Here is a 17,619-nt window from a genome sequence, read left to right as displayed (position 1 = left end):
CGGTATCGGAACGATGGTTCAGGGCATACGCGGGTCTCAAGTCCTCCCCATCGCGCAAGCAGTGCTTGATGGGGATACTAATAATGAAAAATCCATATGCTCCCGGTTTCTGGTGCGCAGTCGCAGCCCTGGTGCTGCTCTCTGCGACTTACTTCTACGGCATCATGCTGGCGCACCAGATCGACAAGGCGATGGTCTTCCTCGACAGTGCCAGTGCCCTGATCGCCGTGCTGGCCATCGTCGTTGTGGCCTGGGCGTCGGTGCAAACCAGGCAAATCCAGCAGCGGCAAATAGACAAGGGCCAGACGCGGGTCATGATCTGGGACACCAAAGTCGCGCTGCGCCGGGTTGAAACCGTATTCGACCGCTATTTCTGGGGCAGCTACTGGCAGCCGGGTCGCACCTTCCAGGAGTTCATGGGTGAACTCACCGGCACCCCGCTGGAAAAAAGCCTCGAGGCCCTGAAATCCCAATGTCTGAAACTCGACAGGGCCCTGGCGCCTGAGGATCGTGAATGGCTCGACCACGCCCATGCGCTTTCAGATGTAGCCTCAGCCATGGCCCGGGAACGCTATCAACTGGATTACTCAGGCATATCACTCAACGCTGTCGGCGAAACCTCGGTCGACCACGAGCTGGAAGTGCTGGTGTATACCTGGAGCGCCAGCCTCAAGAGCTTCGATCATCAACTCGACGAAATGGAGCTGCGCTACGCGTGATCTGCGCCATATCGGACGGTGCCGAAAAACAGCGTCCAGCCCGTTGCCAGTGTTAACCTGCTTGCACTTTTCGGCCTATGACGGGCTTGCTGAAGACCGCATATCTTTCAACACAACGGACATTGAACGGGTCAATTGATGAATAAACCATTAGGCGTACTGGTAGGGATTGTTGTTATTGCAGGTGCCCTGAACACCGCAGGCGCGTGGTACACCGGCACCAAGCTTGAGGATGTACTCAAGACCTCGATCCAGGAAGCCAACAAGGAACTGGCGTCCCAGCTGCAAGGCACCACCACCCACGGCACTATCGAACTGGTTTCCCTTGACCGCCACCTGTACAGCAGCACTGCGCACTACCGTGTGAATCTGCAGGACGACGCCGCAGGCCCGGACGCCCAGCCGGTAGAACTGCTGTTTGTGGACAATATCGAACATGGTCCGTTGCCATGGTCGCGGATCAAGACGTTCAAGTGGATGCCAGTGATGGCGACCAGCAACTATTCGCTGGAAAAAACTCCGTACACCGAAAAATGGTTCGCCGCCGCCAAGGACCAGTCTCCGCTCAAAGGCCAGGTTACCCTGGGCTACAACCGCTCGGTTGACGGGAGCATGGAGCTGCTGCCGTTTGAAGCCCAAGTTGACGAGAACTCCAGCATCAGCTTCTCCGGGTTGACCATGGATGGCCAGACAGATGCCGAGGGCATAAACCTCAAGGCCAAAGGCTACATGGACCATCTGGTGCTTCAGGCCGCCACGCCCGGGCAACCGCCAGTTCGCGTCGAGCTCAATGGTCTGACCCTGGCCAGCGACCTGACCAAAAGCAGCTATGGCTTCTACCTGGGGCAGAACGTGCTGGAGCTGAGTGAGGGCCAGTTGACCTTTGGCGAGCGCCAGTCGGTGGCCAAGATCAAAAACTTCGAATATGCCGGCTCGGCTTCTGCCAACGGCAGCCTGATGTCAGGGCGTCTGTCGTACAACGTGGGCGACATCACCCTGGACGACAAACCGGTGGGCAGCGCGCAAATGGTCATGACGGCCAGCAGCCTGGACATTCCGGCCATGCAATCGCTGTTGCAGATCTACCAAACCAAATTCGAGCCTCAAGCCGACGGCACAATGCCTATGGCGCAGTTGACCCCGGCAGAGCAAGCGCAGATGCAAGCCGAGGTCGAAAAACTGCTGGCGGCCAAACCACAGCTGGCGCTGGAAAAACTCACCCTTAAAACCACCAATGGCGAAAGTCAGTTCAACCTTGCGGTGAGCCTGGCTCAGCCGACTTCGTTCGAGCAGCCGCCTATCGAAGTCACCAAGCAAACGCTGACCTCCCTGGACGCCAAGCTGCAATTGTCCAAACCCATGATTGCCGACCTGTCCGCCGTTCAGGCACAACTGGCCGGCCAGACCGACCCGCAAACCATCGCGAAAATGGCCAGCGCCAACAGCGAAATGGCGGGTGTCATGGCCGTGCAAACGGGCCTGGCAAAAGTGGATGGCAACAACATCCTGGCATCCCTCAACTATGCCGCTGGGGAAGTGGATTTCAATGGTCAAAAAATGAGCCTTGAAGACTTCATCAACGTGATGATGACCCGCTTTGGCAGTGGCCCCGACCACCTGTAAACCCCGCTGATCTGCAGGAGCAGGCTTGCCCGCGATCTTTTCCATTGGCTGAAAGATCGCGAGCAAGCTCGCTCCTACGCAATGGCCATCGACCTGGCAAACACAAAGCACAGCTTGTTGCCTTCGGGGTCACGGCAATAGGCGCCGTAATAATCGTCGCCATATTGTGGCCGGTTGCCCGGAGCACCCTCATCCGTGCCGCCGAGGCGCAAGGCCGTATCCCAGGCCGCTTGCACCTGCTCGATCGAGTGCGCGGCAAAACTCACCTGCACACCATTGCCCCAGGTCGCGGGCAAACCATTGATCGGCGACTGAATGTAAAACTGCGGCCAGTAAAGTCCGGGGCGCTGCCAGCCCGCACCCGCAGGCCCGCGGTCTTCATCATCATGAACAATGCGCACCAGGCCCAGAGTGGCCAGCACCCCGTCGTAAAAGACAGCCAGCGCCGGTACATCCCGCGCGCCGATCTGGATATGGCTATACATAAGCAATCTCCCGAAGTGAAAAACTCAGCAATCCACAAGTCCGTGCAGCTTCGCGTATTGCAAGAGCATGATGGTCTTGCCGTCCTTGATTTCTCCCGTGTCGATCATTGCCAGTGCGTCGTCCAGAGGCAACTCCAGAACTTCGATCTCCTCGCCCTCGGCTTCAAGGCCTCCACCCTCGCTGACCTTGTCCTGGTCGGAATATTCCCCGACAAAAAAATGCAGGCGCTCGGTAACCGAACCGGGGCTCATGAACGCTTCAAACACCTTGCGTACATTTTCAATGCGATAACCGGTTTCCTCCTGGGTTTCCTTACGGATACAGGTGTGTGGATCATCCTGGTCCAGCAGTCCGGCGCAGGTTTCGATCAGCATGCCGTCATGTTCGTTGACGAAGGCGGGGAAGCGGAACTGGCGGGTCAGCACCACGGTTTTTTTCAGCGGGCTGTACAGCAGGATCGTCGCACCGTTACCGCGGTCATAGGTCTCCCGGGACATCTTTCGCCAGATCCCGTCCCGTCCCTGGAAGTCGAAGGTGGTCTTGCGCAGCACGTACCAGTTGTCCGACAGCACTTCAACTTGCTGGATTCGCACACGGTCCTTGGTGGCCAGGGCTTGCTTCATGGTTTCGCTCCTTGTTTTGTGCGATTGAGGCTGCTGGCGTGCAGCTTCAGCAGGACCGGGGAACGATAGGACTGAACCGTCCTGCCGGCAATGTCCGGGGCAGCCACAGCATGAGAGGAGACGGCAGGCAGAAACGACAAAGCCCGCACAGGGCGGGCTTTGTCGGGTTGCATGTGTCCGGAGGATCGATCCGAGTCATGCCCCCAACCGGTGATCAGTCGAAGCGAGTGGCTGGCCGCAGGGATTAAAGCTTGAGCTTATCCCCTACGAAAATAGAGACAAGCCCATTCTGCCTATCAAAAATATAAGCAGAATCAGGAAAAATATCCTGATAAAGCCGCTTCCGTAACGGAGTGCCAAGAAAACACCGGTGAGAGAACCTGCCATATTGCACAGAGCAACTACACCGCCGATAGTCCATAAGACGTTGCCAGACGGAACAAAAAACATAAGCGCTGCGCTAAACGTACCCAGATTAACCAGTTTTGCAGAGGCCGATGCGTTTAAAAAATCGAAGCCAAAAAATTTTACAAATATAAAAAGCAGAAGACTACCGCTGCCAGGGCCAAAGACACCATCATAGAAACCAATGAGGCCACCAAACAAAACCCCTGAGATAATCTCCTTTGATCCGCAATGTTTATTAGACGCCACCAAGCCTAATTTTTTTTCCATGAAAGTATAAATGGCCATGGCTATCAGGATGAAAAAAACAACAAACTCCATTAGTTTTTTTGGCACGATAGATACTGAGAAGGCACCAAGAAAGGCAAATAAAAATGCGGAAAGCATGGTGGGAAGCATTAACTTCCACATGATTTTTATTCGCTTTACATAGCTGCATATGGAAGATAAATTGCCCGCCAAAACAGCCAGTTTATTGGTTCCGAAAACAGTAGCTAGACTTTGCTGAGGAAGGGCATGTAAAAGTGCCGGCAGTTGTACAAGACCGCCACCACCGACTGCAGCATCTATCAAGCCGCCGCAAAAGGCAAAAAAACCTAGCGCGATCAAAGTTTGTTCAAGATCCATATAATGGATCCTTGTGTAACTTAAATTTCCAACAATAAACCATGACATTTCTCTTGGTTTGAGCTCTGCGTTTTTCGAGATATACCGATTAGCCTATGGCTCATTTGAACAAAGATAATCGGTATATCCTTCTGGCTATAGAAACTGGCTCTATGAGGTCAGGGCTTGGTGCATAGCCGCAAAAGCGTTTCCTGCTCTTTCATTGTAATTGAGCATAGTTTCTTTCAGTCGACCCAACTTGAAAGTTATATCGACCGTTCGAGCATATGCTTGTGCTGCAGCTAAAGCATGCAAGCCATGCTTGTTTTCCACTTCACCAGAATGTCCCATGACCTATCCTTTAGCGTTACGCAAACTCTGAGTGTTCGTTTTCAGAGAAGGATTGAGCGTGAGTAACTTGTCCTCTATGTATTGGGCAATGAAGTTGTACTCTCGACCATTCCAAATCTCTGAAGCGATAGAAACCATCATCGCCTCCATGATTGAGTATTTATGCTCGTCTGAACTCAAAGCTGCCTTATGTTTTGCTACGCCGGTGTTGTACAGAAACTCTGAAAATTCGTTACATTCGCGTATTTTATATTTGACTTCAACCCAGGCCGTGGCGCCAAACGCTGCGGTCATGTAGCCGTACATACCGTCATCTACAAATTAAACGAGTTGAATGCTTGCAACAAGTGACTTATAGTTATTACATCATTCACTTTAAGTGAGCAATGACATGGAGTTGTCTCAGTTAGCGATGTTCAAAACAGTGGCCGATCAAGGAAGCATTATCCGCGCCTCTGAACTGTTGCACTGTGTTCCGTCAAACATCACAAACAGAATCAAGCATTTAGAAAGAGAACTCGGGGTCTCGTTATTTATAAGGAGAGGCCGGGGGCTTGTAATCAGCCCTTCCGGGCGGTTGTTTCTTGGCTACGTTAACAAGATCCTGTCTTTGAGTGAGGAATCAAAAAGAGCCCTCGATCCCGCCGCAGCGCCGTCGGGAAACTTGAAAATTGGCGCTATAGAGTCATCCGCCACAGGCAGGTTGCCCAAGCTGTTATCAAAGTTCCATCAGCTCTATCCTTCTGTACAAATGCAGTTTAGTACGGGGGATTGGTCGCAATTATCAAACGATGTGGTCAGCCATGAACTGGATGGAGCAATCATCGCTGTCAGGCCTGAGCACCCGGATCTTGAAATCATTGAGATTTACAAGGAGGAGTTGGTCTTGATCGCCTCTCCGGCTGCGGGGCGGATAAATGAGCCGCAGGACTTGAGTGGCACTGATATATTCATGTGGCCTGAAGGATGCCCTTACAGGAAGGCGTTGGTAAGTTGGCTGGAGAGGCATGAAGTATCAATCCCCATAACAAGCATAGCCAGTTATGGCACAATCCTGGGGTGCGTAAGTTCCGGCGCAGGCGTGTCGTTAGTTCCGAAAGGTTTGTTTGAGCAGTTCGGGCGGTTCGGAAGTATAAGTGAATATATGTTTGAAGATTTATTGCCTGTGCAAAATTATTTCATATCGAACAAAAACGTTGAATTTCATCGTGCAAAAGATAAGTTTTCCGAGTTGTTGAAAGAAGAATTTAAACACCTGTGATAAGTAGCCTTGTTCATAGCCGTATCCGGGCAAGGTGCGGCTGATCAAGCTATATCTGATTTTCAGTTATTTTGCCTCCACTCACTGATTCAGGAGGCGGCATAAGACTGGTTTGGGGGCTATTTCGAGTGGCATGGGCGGCGGGGTGTTTGCCGGTCGGCGCGCTTTTGCTGGTTGTGGTGGTTTTTTCTGGCTCCCACCTATCATCAATTGGAGCTGTTAACCAATGATCTGGTTATCCACGCGTTCAGCCAAGCGCTGAGACCGGCGGAGGTGATCAGCACGCAGGCGCGGCTTCATGCAGTGTTCGACACCCAATGGGCTGATGGAGCCATTACTCACCTATCCGGAGCAGGCCTATGACCGACATAGCCGCTGGGGATACATGGCAAGTAGATATCAGTTCAACTGAAGCAGGCCAAAGACACGATGCGCTCGGCAAATCGAGCGCTGACATCGTGACGATGTTGCCGCTCTATTCGTTCTCGGTTTTTCGCACGCGCACATTGGAGAGTTGAATCAGAAAGGTGGCTTTCGATCATTCGTGCCCAGGCTTGAGCGTCGTCGGATTTGGTTTCGAAGGTTTTGCGTTGGGCTGGATAGCCCTTGCGACGGATCTGCGCTTACCACTGATACTCGCCGCGATTCCTGATGGTTGCCATTTCGACCATTCCCGCCACGTTCAAGTGTGGAAAATTTTTGGCAAAAACGACTTTCAGGACCAGGACAGGTTTCTGTCAGTAGCGCTATCCCCTGTAATACAAGGGAAAGAAGATGGTGCACCAGGCGGGATTCGAACCCACGACCACTGCCTTCGGAGGGCAGTACTCTATCCAGCTGAGCTACTGGTGCAATGCGGGCGCCATAATACTCATCTGTGTGGCGTCCGTCCATGCTGCTGATTCGTCAGGTGTTTCCGGACGCGTTTTGGGCTATTAATGGATGCCGGGGGAAAAATGGGTAATAGACAGCCGCTTGTTCTTTTTTTCGAACAGCCTATTGTCCTTTACCCCCATTGATCCTAGGATTCGTTTGAGATTTCAAACGCTCTTGTCTGAGTGCTGAACCGCACGGCTAAAATTTAGTGCGTTATTTAGATACTTTGGCAGTGAATGACTTCCTGACGGCAGCCTTCCATGGCGCCTTTCTACTATCAATAATTCGCTCCGCGCCTGCGCGGTGCTGTTAAGGAAAGCCAACATGCAGCTCAAAGACGCACAGTTGTTCCGCCAACAAGCCTACATCGATGGTGCTTGGGTGGATGCGGACGGTGGTCAGACGATCAAGGTCAACAACCCGGCTACCGGTGAAATCATCGGTACCGTGCCAAAAATGGGCGCAGCCGAAACCCGTCGCGCGATTGAAGCTGCCGACAAGGCCTTGCCGGCTTGGCGCGCACTGACCGCCAAAGAACGTGCAACCAAATTGCGTCGCTGGTTTGAACTGTTGATTGAAAATCAGGATGACCTCGGTCGCCTGATGACTCTGGAGCAAGGCAAGCCACTGGCCGAAGCCAAGGGCGAAATTGTCTACGCTGCCTCGTTCATCGAGTGGTTCGCTGAAGAAGCCAAGCGCATTTATGGCGACGTGATCCCGGGTCACCAGCCGGACAAGCGCCTGATCGTGATCAAGCAGCCTATCGGTGTGACGGCTGCAATCACGCCCTGGAACTTCCCGGCCGCGATGATCACCCGTAAAGCAGGCCCGGCTTTGGCCGCTGGCTGCACCATGGTCATCAAGCCTGCTTCGCAAACCCCGTTCTCGGCCCTGGCCCTGGTTGAGCTGGCGCATCGTGCCGGCATCCCCAAAGGCGTGCTGAGCGTAGTTACCGGCAGCGCTGGCGACATCGGCGGCGAGCTGACCAGCAACCCGATCGTGCGCAAGTTGTCCTTCACCGGTTCGACCGAAATCGGTCGTCAGCTGATGGCTGAATGCGCCAAGGACATCAAAAAAGTTTCGCTGGAACTGGGCGGCAACGCGCCGTTTATCGTGTTCGACGACGCGGATCTGGATAAGGCCGTCGAAGGCGCGATCATTTCCAAGTACCGCAACAACGGCCAGACCTGCGTCTGTGCCAACCGTCTGTACATTCAGGACTCGGTGTACGACGCGTTTGCCGAAAAACTGAAAGTGGCGGTGGCCAAGCTGAAGATCGGTAACGGTCTGGACGAAGGCACCACCACGGGCCCCCTGATCGACGACAAGGCCGTAGCCAAGGTCAAAGAGCACATTGCCGATGCCCTGAGCAAAGGCGCCACTCTGTTGAGCGGTGGTAACAGCCTGGAAGGCAGCTTCTTCGAGCCGACCATTCTGATCAACGTGCCGAAAAACGCAGCCGTGGCCAAGGAAGAAACCTTCGGTCCGCTGGCGCCACTGTTCCGCTTCAAAGACGAAGCCGAAGTGATCGCGATGGCCAACGACACCGAATTCGGTCTGGCGTCGTACTTCTATGCCCGTGACCTGAGCCGTGTGTTCCGTGTGGCTGAAGCCCTGGAATACGGCATGGTTGGCGTCAACACGGGGCTGATTTCCAACGAAGTCGCACCGTTCGGCGGCATCAAGGCCTCGGGCCTGGGCCGTGAAGGTTCCAAGTACGGCATCGAAGACTATCTGGAAATCAAATATCTCTGCCTGGGCATCTAACCCGGCGGGTGGTTCAGCAGGAGGGGCACGAGAGCGCTGCCCCCTCTGTGTTTCAAATCGTTAATTTCTGTGGCCGGGAGCCCCATGCCAGTCGATCATCGCATGCTGGCATTGCTGTCTCCCTGGCGCGTCAGCCTTGAACCACGCCGTTTGATTCGCGGCGAATGAGGACACTATGAGCAACAAGACCAACGCATCCCTGATGAAACGCCGTGAAGCCGCTGTCCCGCGCGGTGTTGGCCAGATTCACCCGATCTTCGCCGAGTCGGCAAAGAACGCCACGGTTACTGACGTAGAAGGCCGTGAGTTCATCGACTTCGCCGGCGGTATCGCAGTACTCAACACCGGTCACCTGCACCCGAAAATCATTGCCGCCGTGCAAGAGCAACTGACCAAGCTGACCCACACCTGCTTCCAGGTATTGGCTTACGAGCCGTACGTTGAGCTGTGCGAAAAAATCAACGCCAAGGTGCCGGGCAATTTCGACAAGAAAACCCTGCTGGTCACCACCGGTTCCGAAGCGGTCGAGAACGCCGTGAAAATTGCCCGTGCTGCCACTGGCCGTGCCGGTGTGATCGCCTTTACCGGTGCTTACCACGGCCGCACCATGATGACCCTGGGCCTGACCGGTAAAGTCGTGCCTTACTCGGCCGGCATGGGCCTGATGCCAGGCGGTATCTTCCGTGCCCTTTACCCGTGTGAACTGCACGGCATCAGCGTTGACGATTCCATCGCCAGCATCGAACGCATCTTCAAAAATGACGCTGAGCCTAAAGATATCGCTGCAATCATCATCGAGCCGGTACAGGGCGAAGGTGGTTTCTACGTGGCTCCGAAAGCGTTCATGGCCCGCCTGCGCGAACTGTGCGACAAGCACGGCATCCTGCTGATCGCGGACGAAGTGCAAACCGGCGCTGGCCGCACCGGCACTTTCTTCGCCATGGAACAAATGGGCGTTACTGCCGACCTGACCACATTCGCCAAATCCATCGCTGGCGGCTTCCCGCTGGCCGGTGTATGCGGCAAGACCGAGTACATGGACGCCATCGCTCCAGGCGGCCTGGGCGGCACCTACGCCGGTAGCCCGATTGCTTGCGCGGCTGCGCTGGCAGTGCTCGAAGTGTTTGAAGAAGAGCACCTGCTGGACCGTTGCAAGGCAGTTGGCGAGCGTCTGGTCACCGGGCTGAAGGCCATTCAGGCGAAGCACCCGGTCATCGGTGATGTCCGTGCGCTGGGCGCAATGATCGCCGTCGAGTTGTTCGAAGGCGGTGATTCGCATAAGCCAAACGCAGCCGCCGTGGCTCAAATCGTTGCCAAGGCACGTGACAAGGGTCTGATCCTGCTGTCGTGCGGCCCTTACGGCAACGTGCTGCGGGTGTTGGTGCCGCTGACCTCGCCGGACGAGCAGCTGGACAAAGGCCTGGCCATCATCGAAGAGTGCTTCGCTGAACTGGCTTGAGTCCTGACTCGCAAGTTGTGACTCGATAGACAAAAAAAACCGCTTCGGCGGTTTTTTTTGCTTTGAGCGATTCATTCGGGTGTATCCACCGGCTGCCTTTGACTAAGGTGCAGGCCTTACGCCGGGAGCTAAATGCATGACAGTTGTAGATTCAATGGCAGTACCGAGCGTACTGATTGCCGAGTCTGATCCGTGGACCCGGGATTTGCTCAAACACGTAGTACTGAGTGTGCGCTGTGATGTGCAGCTGGATGTGTGTGAAGAAGGTCGGCAGGCGTTCACCCTGTTGAGCCAGAAAACCTATGACCTGGTGATCGCCGACGCAGACCTGCCCGCAATGGGCGGTCTGGACTTGCTGCGCACAGTACGCCAGCGCCGGAGCAGTCCAGTGCGGGCGTTTATTTTGCTCAGCGACCGCAGCGACATTGCCAGTGTGCGCGAGGTCTTGCCATTGGCCCCCACGGCCTACCTGACGAAACCGCTGGATATCAGTGGGCTGACCCGGCGCTTGCAAGGTCTGTTGCTGAGTGCCGGGCAAGAAGTCTTGTGTGGGGTGCCGGGGTTGGCGCCCGGCATGACCCTGATACGCTTTTTGGCGCAGCACCGTGCAACATCCGATGGTGCGCCGCTAATGATTGATGCAGAGGCGGCAGTCAGACACAGTATCGGCCCCGTCGGACCGGATCTCGCGTTGCTTGAGCAACAAGTGCGGACCGATCCGCAAATCAGTGCCGTCTTGATTGCCGCGGCCAACAGTGCGGCCCGGCACCCTGTGAGCCCGGCGCAGACGCTGTCACAAGCGCTGCAGAGCCTGGGTCCGGGTCGAAGCATGAATCTGGTGCTGGGGCTGACCCTCAAGCAGCGTGGGCAACTGAGTGATCCTTGTCTTTCGGACTACGCCGAACAGCAGTGGGCCGTGTCGCGGCGTGCGGCCGGATATGCTTACGCGCTGGCGCGGATGCTCAATCTTGATCATCAACGCTGCTATTGCGCGGGGCTGCTGCACCGCCTGGGTGACCTGGCGGTGTTGCGCTGCTTGCAGGAGTGGCAGCTGGCCGGTGGTGCGCTCGACACCAGGGTCATTGACGAGTCACTGGCCGAATTCGGAGCAGCCTATGGCTCGGCCTTGCGCACACGCTGGCGCTTGCCGCTGGAACTGCGAGAGTTGATTGCGGCGATTTATCACTTGGGCGGAGGGGTCTATTCCCGTGAGGCGCTGGTAATGAACCTTGTGGGCCAGATGGTGACACTGACGACTGAAGAGGAGATCAGTGAACTGGCCAACTGCAAAACGGCACGTTTGCTGAGAGTCGGCACGCCAGAGTTGTTGCGGCTGATCCAGGCGCCAGAGGGCTGCGTCTGAGTTATCGAACCCTTTGTGGGAGCTGCAACCCAGCTCCCACACAGGGACATGCGGGAGCTGTGTAGCCTTTACACCGCTGCAGGGCGCAGCGAGTAGGTTTTCAGCTGATGGGCAAACTCGCGCAGCGACTGAATTCCGCTGGCTTCTGCCTCATGTACCCATTCCTTGATCGCCGCCAGCATGTCGTGACCATTGGTGCTGGTTTTGAGCCAGATCTGTTGCAGGGCCAGGCGCTTCTCGTAGATCACTTTAAGCGAGTGGCTATGCTCGAGCATGGTTTCGATACGCTGGTGATGGCGTTCTTCCAGCAGGCTGGTTTCGCGCGACAGCAGGCGCTTGGCGCGGCGGAACTGGTGGCGAACCGAATGATCAACCTTGGCCAGTTCTTGTTGCACCAGCGGCGCGATCACCAGCTTGCGGTACTGGGCCATGATCTGGAAACGGTTGTTGAGGATCGCCATCGCGGTGTCCATGTCCAGACTGCCCTTGCCTTCAACCCGGTGGGCGATCGGAGCAACACGCTGAACCTTGGCCAGACGCAAAAAGCTGAAGACTTTGATCCAGGCCCAGCCCAGGTCAAATTCCCACTTCTTGACCGACATCTTGGCCGAGTTGGGGTAGGTATGGTGGTTGTTGTGCAGTTCTTCGCCGCCAATGATGATGCCCCATGGCACCAGATTGGTCGCGGCATCGCGGCATTCAAAGTTGCGATAGCCCACTGCATGGCCCAGGCCGTTGACCACGCCCGCTGCCCATACCGGGATCCACATCATCTGGATGGCCCAGATTGTCAGGCCGATGGCACCGAACAGCAGCAGGTCGATGACCAGCATCAAACTGACACCCAGCATTTTGTAGCGCGAGTAAAGATTGCGCTCAATCCAGTCTTCAGGGCAGTTTTTGCCGTAAATACGCAACGTCTCGGGGTTCTGCGCCTCTTCGCGATATAGCTCTGCACCTTTTCGCAAAACGGTCGATAACCCTTTGATGACCGGGCTATGGGGGTCATCAGCGGTTTCGCACTTGGCATGGTGTTTACGGTGGATGGCTGTCCACTCGCGGGTATTTTGTGCCGTGGTCAGCCACAGCCAGAAACGGAAGAAGTGTTTCAGGCCACCGTTAAGCTCCAGGGAGCGGTGCGCTGAATAGCGGTGTAGATAAACCGTGACGCCGATAATGGTCACGTGGGTCATCAACAGGGTGACTGCAACCAGCTGCCAGGCTGACAAGTCGAGAAAACCGTTGTACCACATAGGCTGTTTGGCCCTCGGGAAGATAAAAAAAACTGCAACACGCATTATCCCCATGCAGCCAGATAAAACCAGTCGCCCTTTCAGATAAGAGTGCCTTGATGTTTCTTACTTTATAATCCCCCTTTTTTTGTAGGTACTTTGACTTTCTTATGTCGGTTTCTTATCGCGATGCCTTGCGCGCGGCCTTGTCATACGGGCTGTTATCGGTTTTATGGCTGCAAATAACTGATCATTTATTGAACAGTTATTTCGATGATTCAGCGCAGTTGGCCCATTGGCAGCTCATAAATGGTTACGTTTGGGCATTTATAAGCACCTTCCTGATTTTTATCGCCCTTGGCCGCCTGTCCGGTTTTCTGGGGCAGGGCGTCAGCTTGAAGCGTCAACGGCAGGATCAAGAGCGTCTGCGCCAAGCAGCAGTGGTGTTTGACTGTACCCGCGAAGGAGTGCTGGTAAGCGACCGCAATGGCGTGATTGTGCATGTGAATCGCGCACTGGTGGAAATCACCGGCTACCCGGCACAAGAAGTTCTGGGCCAGCGGCCCAGCATGTTCAAGTCGGGGCGCCATGGCCCCGAGTTCTATCAGGCGGTGTTCAAGTCATTGCAGGAAAACGGTGACTGGCAAGGCGAGATCTGGAACCGGCGCAAAAGTGGCGAGATCTACCCGCAGTGGCAAATCGTGCGTGCGCTCACCGATTCCAAGGGGCAAGTCACCCATTACGTCGCGGTCTTTACCGATATCTCGGCGATTAAAAAATCCCAGACCGAACTGGCGCGGCTGGCGCACCACGACCCACTGACAGAGCTGCCCAATCGACTGTTGTTCACCGATCGTACCGAACAGGCGCTGGCCTCGGCACAACGTCACGCATCGGGCTGTGCGTTGCTGATGATCGATCTCGATCATTTCAAAATCATCAATGACAGCCTCGGCCATAACGTCGGCGACCTGTTGCTCAAGGCTGTTGCCGAGCGTTTGCAGAGCGTGTTTGGCAAAGGTTTCACCGTGGCCAGACTGGGCGGTGACGAGTTTGCCGTGCTGGTCGAAAGTTGTCCCCAGGTGACTCAGGCTGCCGCACTGGCACAGCAGGTGCTGGAGCTGATGAAGGGCGCGTTCGAGATCGATAAACATCAGTTGTTTGTCAGTGCCAGTGTTGGCATCAGTGTGTTTCCCAATGATGCAGTGAACGCTGAACAACTGCTGCGCAACGCCGACTCGGCCCTGTTCAAGGCCAAAAAATCGGGCCGCGAAGGCTACGCCCTGTACACCGAAGAGTTGACCGTCCATGCGCAGTACCGGATCGAGGTGGCCAGCGATCTGCGCCGGGCCCTGGAGCAGCAAGAGCTGCGTGTGTACTACCAGCCGGTTCACGACCTGCAGAACAGTCGACTGATCGGCGTTGAAGCACTGGTGCGCTGGCAACATCCACTGCGCGGGCTGGTGGCGCCGGGGGAATTTATTCCCATTGCCGAACGTACCGGGCTGATTGCCGAAATCGACGCCTGGGTATTGGAACAGGCCTGTTGGCAGATGTGTCAGTGGCAATCTGCCGGGGTAGAGTTGTCGTTTGTCGCGGTCAATATTTCCAGCCGGTTGTTTGCCCGTCCCGAGCTGTACAACCTGGTCTCCACGGTGCTGGCCGATACCGGTCTGGACCCGGCGCTATTGGAGCTGGAAGTCACTGAAAGTGCCGTGATGGAGGACTCCCAGGGGGCCCTTGAGCAGATGCACCGTTTGCGCAAGCTGGGTTTGAGACTGGCCATCGATGATTTTGGAACGGGTTTTTCATCACTGCTGCGGCTCAAGCAATTGCCTGTGCAGAAACTCAAGATCGATCAGGGGTTTGTCGCGGGGCTGCCGGATGACAATGACGATGTGGCCATTGTCCGGGCGGTCATCGCGTTGTCGCAAAGCATGGGCCTGCAAGTACATGCCGAGGGTATCGAGCAAGCCGCGCAGGCGAAGTTCCTGCTCGACTTGAAATGTGATCTGGGCCAGGGCTACTGGTTTGGGCGCCCGATGCCTGCCAGTGAACTGGACTGGCAGCGAGCCCCCGCCATTGGGCCCTGAGCCGCCACTCAGTTTTTCTCGGGTGGCAGGGTCGGCAGTGCACGCAGGGCTGCTTCGTACCACTCGGTGTTGAAGGCGCGATCTTCTTCGAGGATCGCGTCAATCTCTACGGCCAGCACGTGGGCCATCATCTGCAGGATTTCTTCGCGTTCGTAGCCCACCAGCGTCAACTTGTTGAACGTGGCTTTGGCTGCAGGCGGGTTGTCGCTTTCGATCTGGTTTTCAATCGCCTGGATCAGTGTGGATTCGGCGAACTCTTCTTCGTCGTTATCGATATCAACTGGCTCGCTCATGGGCAGGCTCCTCAAGTAAAGGCGGGCAGTCTAACTGTATTCACGTGGCTGATGCTGCTAGCCAGTGTAGTGGCGAAGTTCTATAACAACGGCTGCCAACCCCGATACGGCCTGGAGGCTTCGTAATGATCAAGCTTTATGGATTCGCAGTCAGCAACTACTACAACATGGTCAAGCTGGCGTTGCTGGAGAAGGGCGTCCCATTCGAAGAAGTCCCGTTTTTTGCCGGACAGACCCCGCAGGCACTTGCGATCAGTCCGCGTGGCAAGGTCCCGGTGCTGGGCGTCGATCAGGGCTTCATCAACGAAACCAGTGTAATTCTTGAATACCTGGAACAGACCCAGCAGGGGGAAAAACTGCTGCCGTCCGATCCGTTTGAGCGTGCCCAGGTGTTGGCGCTGACCAAGGAAATCGAGTTGTACATCGAATTGCCGGCGCGCGCCTGTTATGGAGAAGCCTTCTTTGGCATGCAAGTGCCCGAGGCGATCAGGGACAAAGCCCGGGTCGAGTTGCTGGAGGGCATTGCTGCTCTGGGCCGACACGGCAAGTTCGCGCCTTATGTGGCAGGTGACAAGCTGAGTCTGGCGGACATTTACTTTGTGTTCAGCGTCGATCTGGCCTGTGCTGTTGGCCATAAGGTGTTCGGCCTGGACCTGCTGGCAGAGCATCCGGCAGCCCGGGCACTGCTGGAGCGTCTGCAGCGCAACCCCCACGTGCAGCGGATTGTGGCCGACAAGGAAGCGGCCATGCCGCAATTTCTGGCCTGGATCAGCAGCAAGAAATAACCCTGCCGGGATTTGCAGGGCAATAAAAAACGGGCGCTCAAATGGCGCCCGTTTTTTTATAACCCGCAAAACCTTGTAGCCGCTGCCTGCAGCAGCGGTTATAGCGTTAGCGAGTGGCCAGCAGTGCCTTGCCACGAACAACCGCAGCCTTGACCTGTGCAGGTGCAGTGCCGCCGATGTGGTCGCGGGCATTGACCGAGCCTTCCAGGGTCAGTACGGCAAAGACGTCGTCTTCGATCTGATCGCTGAACTGGCGCAGTTCTTCGAGGCTCATTTCAGCCAGATCCTTGCCGGTCTCCACGCCGTACTTCACGGCGTGGCCGACGATTTCGTGGCAGTCGCGGAACGGCAGGCCACGGCGAACCAGATAGTCGGCCAGGTCAGTGGCGGTCGAGAAGCCGCGCAATGCCGCTTCACGCATGATCGCGTGCTTGGGCTTGATCGCAGGGATCATGTCTGCAAACGCACGCAACGAGTCGCGCAAGGTGTCAGCCGCGTCGAACAGCGGTTCCTTGTCTTCCTGGTTGTCCTTGTTGTAGGCCAGTGGCTGGCCTTTCATCAGGGTCAGCAGGCCCATCAGAGCGCCGAAGACACGGCCGCTTTTGCCACGAACCAGTTCCGGCACGTCCGGGTTTTTCTTTTGCGGCATGATCGAACTGCCGGTGCAGAAGCGGTCTGGCAGATCAATGAACTGGAACTGGGCGCTGGTCCATAGCACCAGCTCTTCGGAGAAGCGTGACAGGTGCATCATTGCAATGCTGGCCGCAGCGCAGAACTCGATGGCGAAATCGCGATCGGACACGTTGTCCAGCGAGTTACCGCCCACGGAATCAAAGCCGAGCAACTGAGCAGTGAATTCGCGGTCGATCGGGTAGGTGGTACCGGCCAGTGCCGCGCTGCCCAGCGGCATGCGGTTGGTGCGTTTGCGGCAGTCGACCAGACGTTCGTAGTCGCGGCTGAGCATCTCGAACCATGCCAGCATGTGGTGACCGAATGTCACCGGCTGGGCGGTTTGCAGGTGAGTGAAGCCGGGCATGATGGTCTCGGCTTCGCGCTCGGCCTGCTCCAGCAGACCTTTTTGCAGACGTGTGATTTCAGACAGGATCAGGTCAATCTCGTCGCGCAGCCACAAGCGGATGTCGGTGGCGACCTGATCGTTGCGGCTACGTCCGGTGTGCAGTTTCTTGCCGGTTACGCCGATGCGGTCGGTCAGACGCGCTTCGATGTTCATGTGCACGTCTTCCAGATCGATGCGCCAGTCAAAGGTGCCGGCTTCGATTTCGCTCTGGATGGTTTTCAGGCCTTCGATGATGCTGTCACGCTCGGCATCAGTCAGCACGCCGACCTTGGCCAGCATAGTGGCGTGGGCCACGGAGCCCATGATGTCGTGACGATAAAGGCGCTGGTCGAAAGTGACGGAGGCAGTGAAGCGCGCAACGAAGGCGTCGACGGGTTCACTGAAGCGGCCGCCCCAGGACTGATTGGTCTTGTCGGTGCTCATGGATTCGCTCGTAATCGGCTGAGGGGAGTTACACAGAAAGTTACTGCAGATCATAACAGGGTTGCCAATCGTGGCGTTGACCCAGGTCGGCAGGTTTCAGGGGAAGTAAGGTATAAACAAATACCGGAACGAAATGTATTGATTGAGTACTTTCGTCTTGGCAACCGTCTACAGTT

General features: G+C 55.9%; 16 protein-coding genes and 1 tRNA gene. 9 read left to right on the top strand and 8 right to left on the bottom strand.

Features of this window, described 5'->3' with window-relative positions; all coding sequences use genetic code 11:
- Positions 1 to 83 precede the first annotated feature (83 nt).
- The gene (locus FEZ21_RS03025) at positions 84 to 719 is read left to right on the top strand and encodes a hypothetical protein (RefSeq protein ID WP_003438193.1); all 636 of its coding nucleotides are present in this window, start codon (positions 84 to 86) and stop codon (positions 717 to 719) included.
- 138 nt (positions 720 to 857) lie between these two features.
- Positions 858 to 2,342, top strand: a complete 1,485-nt coding sequence (locus FEZ21_RS03020; protein ID WP_127195653.1) for a YdgA family protein — start codon at positions 858 to 860, stop codon at positions 2,340 to 2,342.
- Positions 2,343 to 2,416: 74 nt separating this feature from the next.
- On the opposite strand, the gene FEZ21_RS03015 is transcribed toward FEZ21_RS03020, so the two are convergent.
- The 4 genes from FEZ21_RS03015 to FEZ21_RS22515 form a co-directional block, all read right to left on the bottom strand.
- Complete coding sequence (locus FEZ21_RS03015) at positions 2,417 to 2,827, bottom strand: VOC family protein (protein WP_003438199.1); 411 nt, start codon at positions 2,825 to 2,827, stop codon at positions 2,417 to 2,419.
- 24 nt (positions 2,828 to 2,851) lie between these two features.
- The gene (gene nudK / locus FEZ21_RS03010; protein ID WP_003438202.1) at positions 2,852 to 3,451 is read right to left on the bottom strand and encodes a GDP-mannose pyrophosphatase NudK; all 600 of its coding nucleotides are present in this window, start codon (positions 3,449 to 3,451) and stop codon (positions 2,852 to 2,854) included.
- Between the two features lie 264 nt (positions 3,452 to 3,715).
- On the bottom strand, positions 3,716 to 4,483 hold the full coding sequence (locus FEZ21_RS03005) for a TSUP family transporter (RefSeq protein ID WP_160626427.1): 768 nt from the start codon (positions 4,481 to 4,483) through the stop codon (positions 3,716 to 3,718).
- 333 nt (positions 4,484 to 4,816) lie between these two features.
- The gene (locus FEZ21_RS22515) at positions 4,817 to 5,119 is read right to left on the bottom strand and encodes a hypothetical protein (protein WP_178092357.1); all 303 of its coding nucleotides are present in this window, start codon (positions 5,117 to 5,119) and stop codon (positions 4,817 to 4,819) included.
- 85 nt (positions 5,120 to 5,204) lie between these two features.
- On the opposite strand from FEZ21_RS22515, the gene FEZ21_RS02995 reads away from it, so the two are divergent.
- Positions 5,205 to 6,074, top strand: coding sequence for a LysR family transcriptional regulator (locus FEZ21_RS02995; RefSeq protein ID WP_160626425.1), 870 nt, complete (start codon positions 5,205 to 5,207; stop codon positions 6,072 to 6,074).
- Positions 6,075 to 6,433: 359 nt separating this feature from the next.
- A complete protein-coding gene (locus FEZ21_RS02990) occupies positions 6,434 to 6,592 on the top strand; it encodes a hypothetical protein (protein ID WP_160626423.1) in 159 nt (52 codons plus the stop codon).
- A 257-nt stretch (positions 6,593 to 6,849) separates the two neighbouring features.
- Here FEZ21_RS02990 and FEZ21_RS02985 read toward each other — a convergent pair.
- Positions 6,850 to 6,926: transfer RNA gene (locus FEZ21_RS02985), tRNA-Arg, on the bottom strand.
- A gap of 348 nt (positions 6,927 to 7,274) precedes the next feature.
- Between FEZ21_RS02985 and gabD the strand changes: the two genes are divergently transcribed.
- The 3 genes from gabD to FEZ21_RS02970 all read left to right on the top strand — a co-directional run bounded on the left by gabD (position 7,275) and on the right by FEZ21_RS02970 (position 11,539).
- Positions 7,275 to 8,717: an NADP-dependent succinate-semialdehyde dehydrogenase gene (gabD, locus tag FEZ21_RS02980; RefSeq protein ID WP_003438213.1), complete on the top strand. Its 1,443-nt coding sequence runs from the start codon at positions 7,275 to 7,277 to the stop codon at positions 8,715 to 8,717.
- A gap of 175 nt (positions 8,718 to 8,892) precedes the next feature.
- Complete coding sequence (gabT, locus tag FEZ21_RS02975) at positions 8,893 to 10,176, top strand: 4-aminobutyrate--2-oxoglutarate transaminase (protein WP_003438216.1); 1,284 nt, start codon at positions 8,893 to 8,895, stop codon at positions 10,174 to 10,176.
- Between the two features lie 136 nt (positions 10,177 to 10,312).
- A complete protein-coding gene (locus tag FEZ21_RS02970; RefSeq protein WP_160626421.1) occupies positions 10,313 to 11,539 on the top strand; it encodes an HDOD domain-containing protein in 1,227 nt (408 codons plus the stop codon).
- A gap of 68 nt (positions 11,540 to 11,607) precedes the next feature.
- Here FEZ21_RS02970 and desA read toward each other — a convergent pair whose 3' ends face one another.
- Positions 11,608 to 12,792: a delta-9 fatty acid desaturase DesA gene (desA, locus tag FEZ21_RS02965; RefSeq protein ID WP_003438223.1), complete on the bottom strand. Its 1,185-nt coding sequence runs from the start codon at positions 12,790 to 12,792 to the stop codon at positions 11,608 to 11,610.
- A gap of 149 nt (positions 12,793 to 12,941) precedes the next feature.
- Between desA and dibA the strand changes: the two genes are divergently transcribed.
- Positions 12,942 to 14,864, top strand: a complete 1,923-nt coding sequence (gene dibA, locus FEZ21_RS02960; RefSeq protein ID WP_003438225.1) for a phosphodiesterase DibA — start codon at positions 12,942 to 12,944, stop codon at positions 14,862 to 14,864.
- Between the two features lie 8 nt (positions 14,865 to 14,872).
- On the opposite strand, the gene FEZ21_RS02955 is transcribed toward dibA, so the two are convergent.
- The gene (locus FEZ21_RS02955) at positions 14,873 to 15,157 is read right to left on the bottom strand and encodes a hypothetical protein (protein ID WP_003438228.1); all 285 of its coding nucleotides are present in this window, start codon (positions 15,155 to 15,157) and stop codon (positions 14,873 to 14,875) included.
- 125 nt (positions 15,158 to 15,282) lie between these two features.
- Here FEZ21_RS02955 and FEZ21_RS02950 point away from each other — a divergent pair, with 125 nt between their 5' ends.
- On the top strand, positions 15,283 to 15,942 hold the full coding sequence (locus FEZ21_RS02950; RefSeq protein WP_160626419.1) for a glutathione S-transferase family protein: 660 nt from the start codon (positions 15,283 to 15,285) through the stop codon (positions 15,940 to 15,942).
- A gap of 106 nt (positions 15,943 to 16,048) precedes the next feature.
- Here FEZ21_RS02950 and argH read toward each other — a convergent pair whose 3' ends face one another.
- Positions 16,049 to 17,443, bottom strand: coding sequence for an argininosuccinate lyase (gene argH, locus FEZ21_RS02945; RefSeq protein WP_003438234.1), 1,395 nt, complete (start codon positions 17,441 to 17,443; stop codon positions 16,049 to 16,051).
- Positions 17,444 to 17,619: the final 176 nt, after the last annotated feature.

Origin of the sequence: Pseudomonas sp. 9.1(2019) (assembly GCF_009910445.1) — a bacterium.
GTDB lineage: Bacteria > Pseudomonadota > Gammaproteobacteria > Pseudomonadales > Pseudomonadaceae > Aquipseudomonas > Aquipseudomonas paraversuta.
The sequence above is the reverse complement of the archived record's forward strand: the minus strand, read 5'-3'. Positions and strand labels throughout refer to the sequence as shown.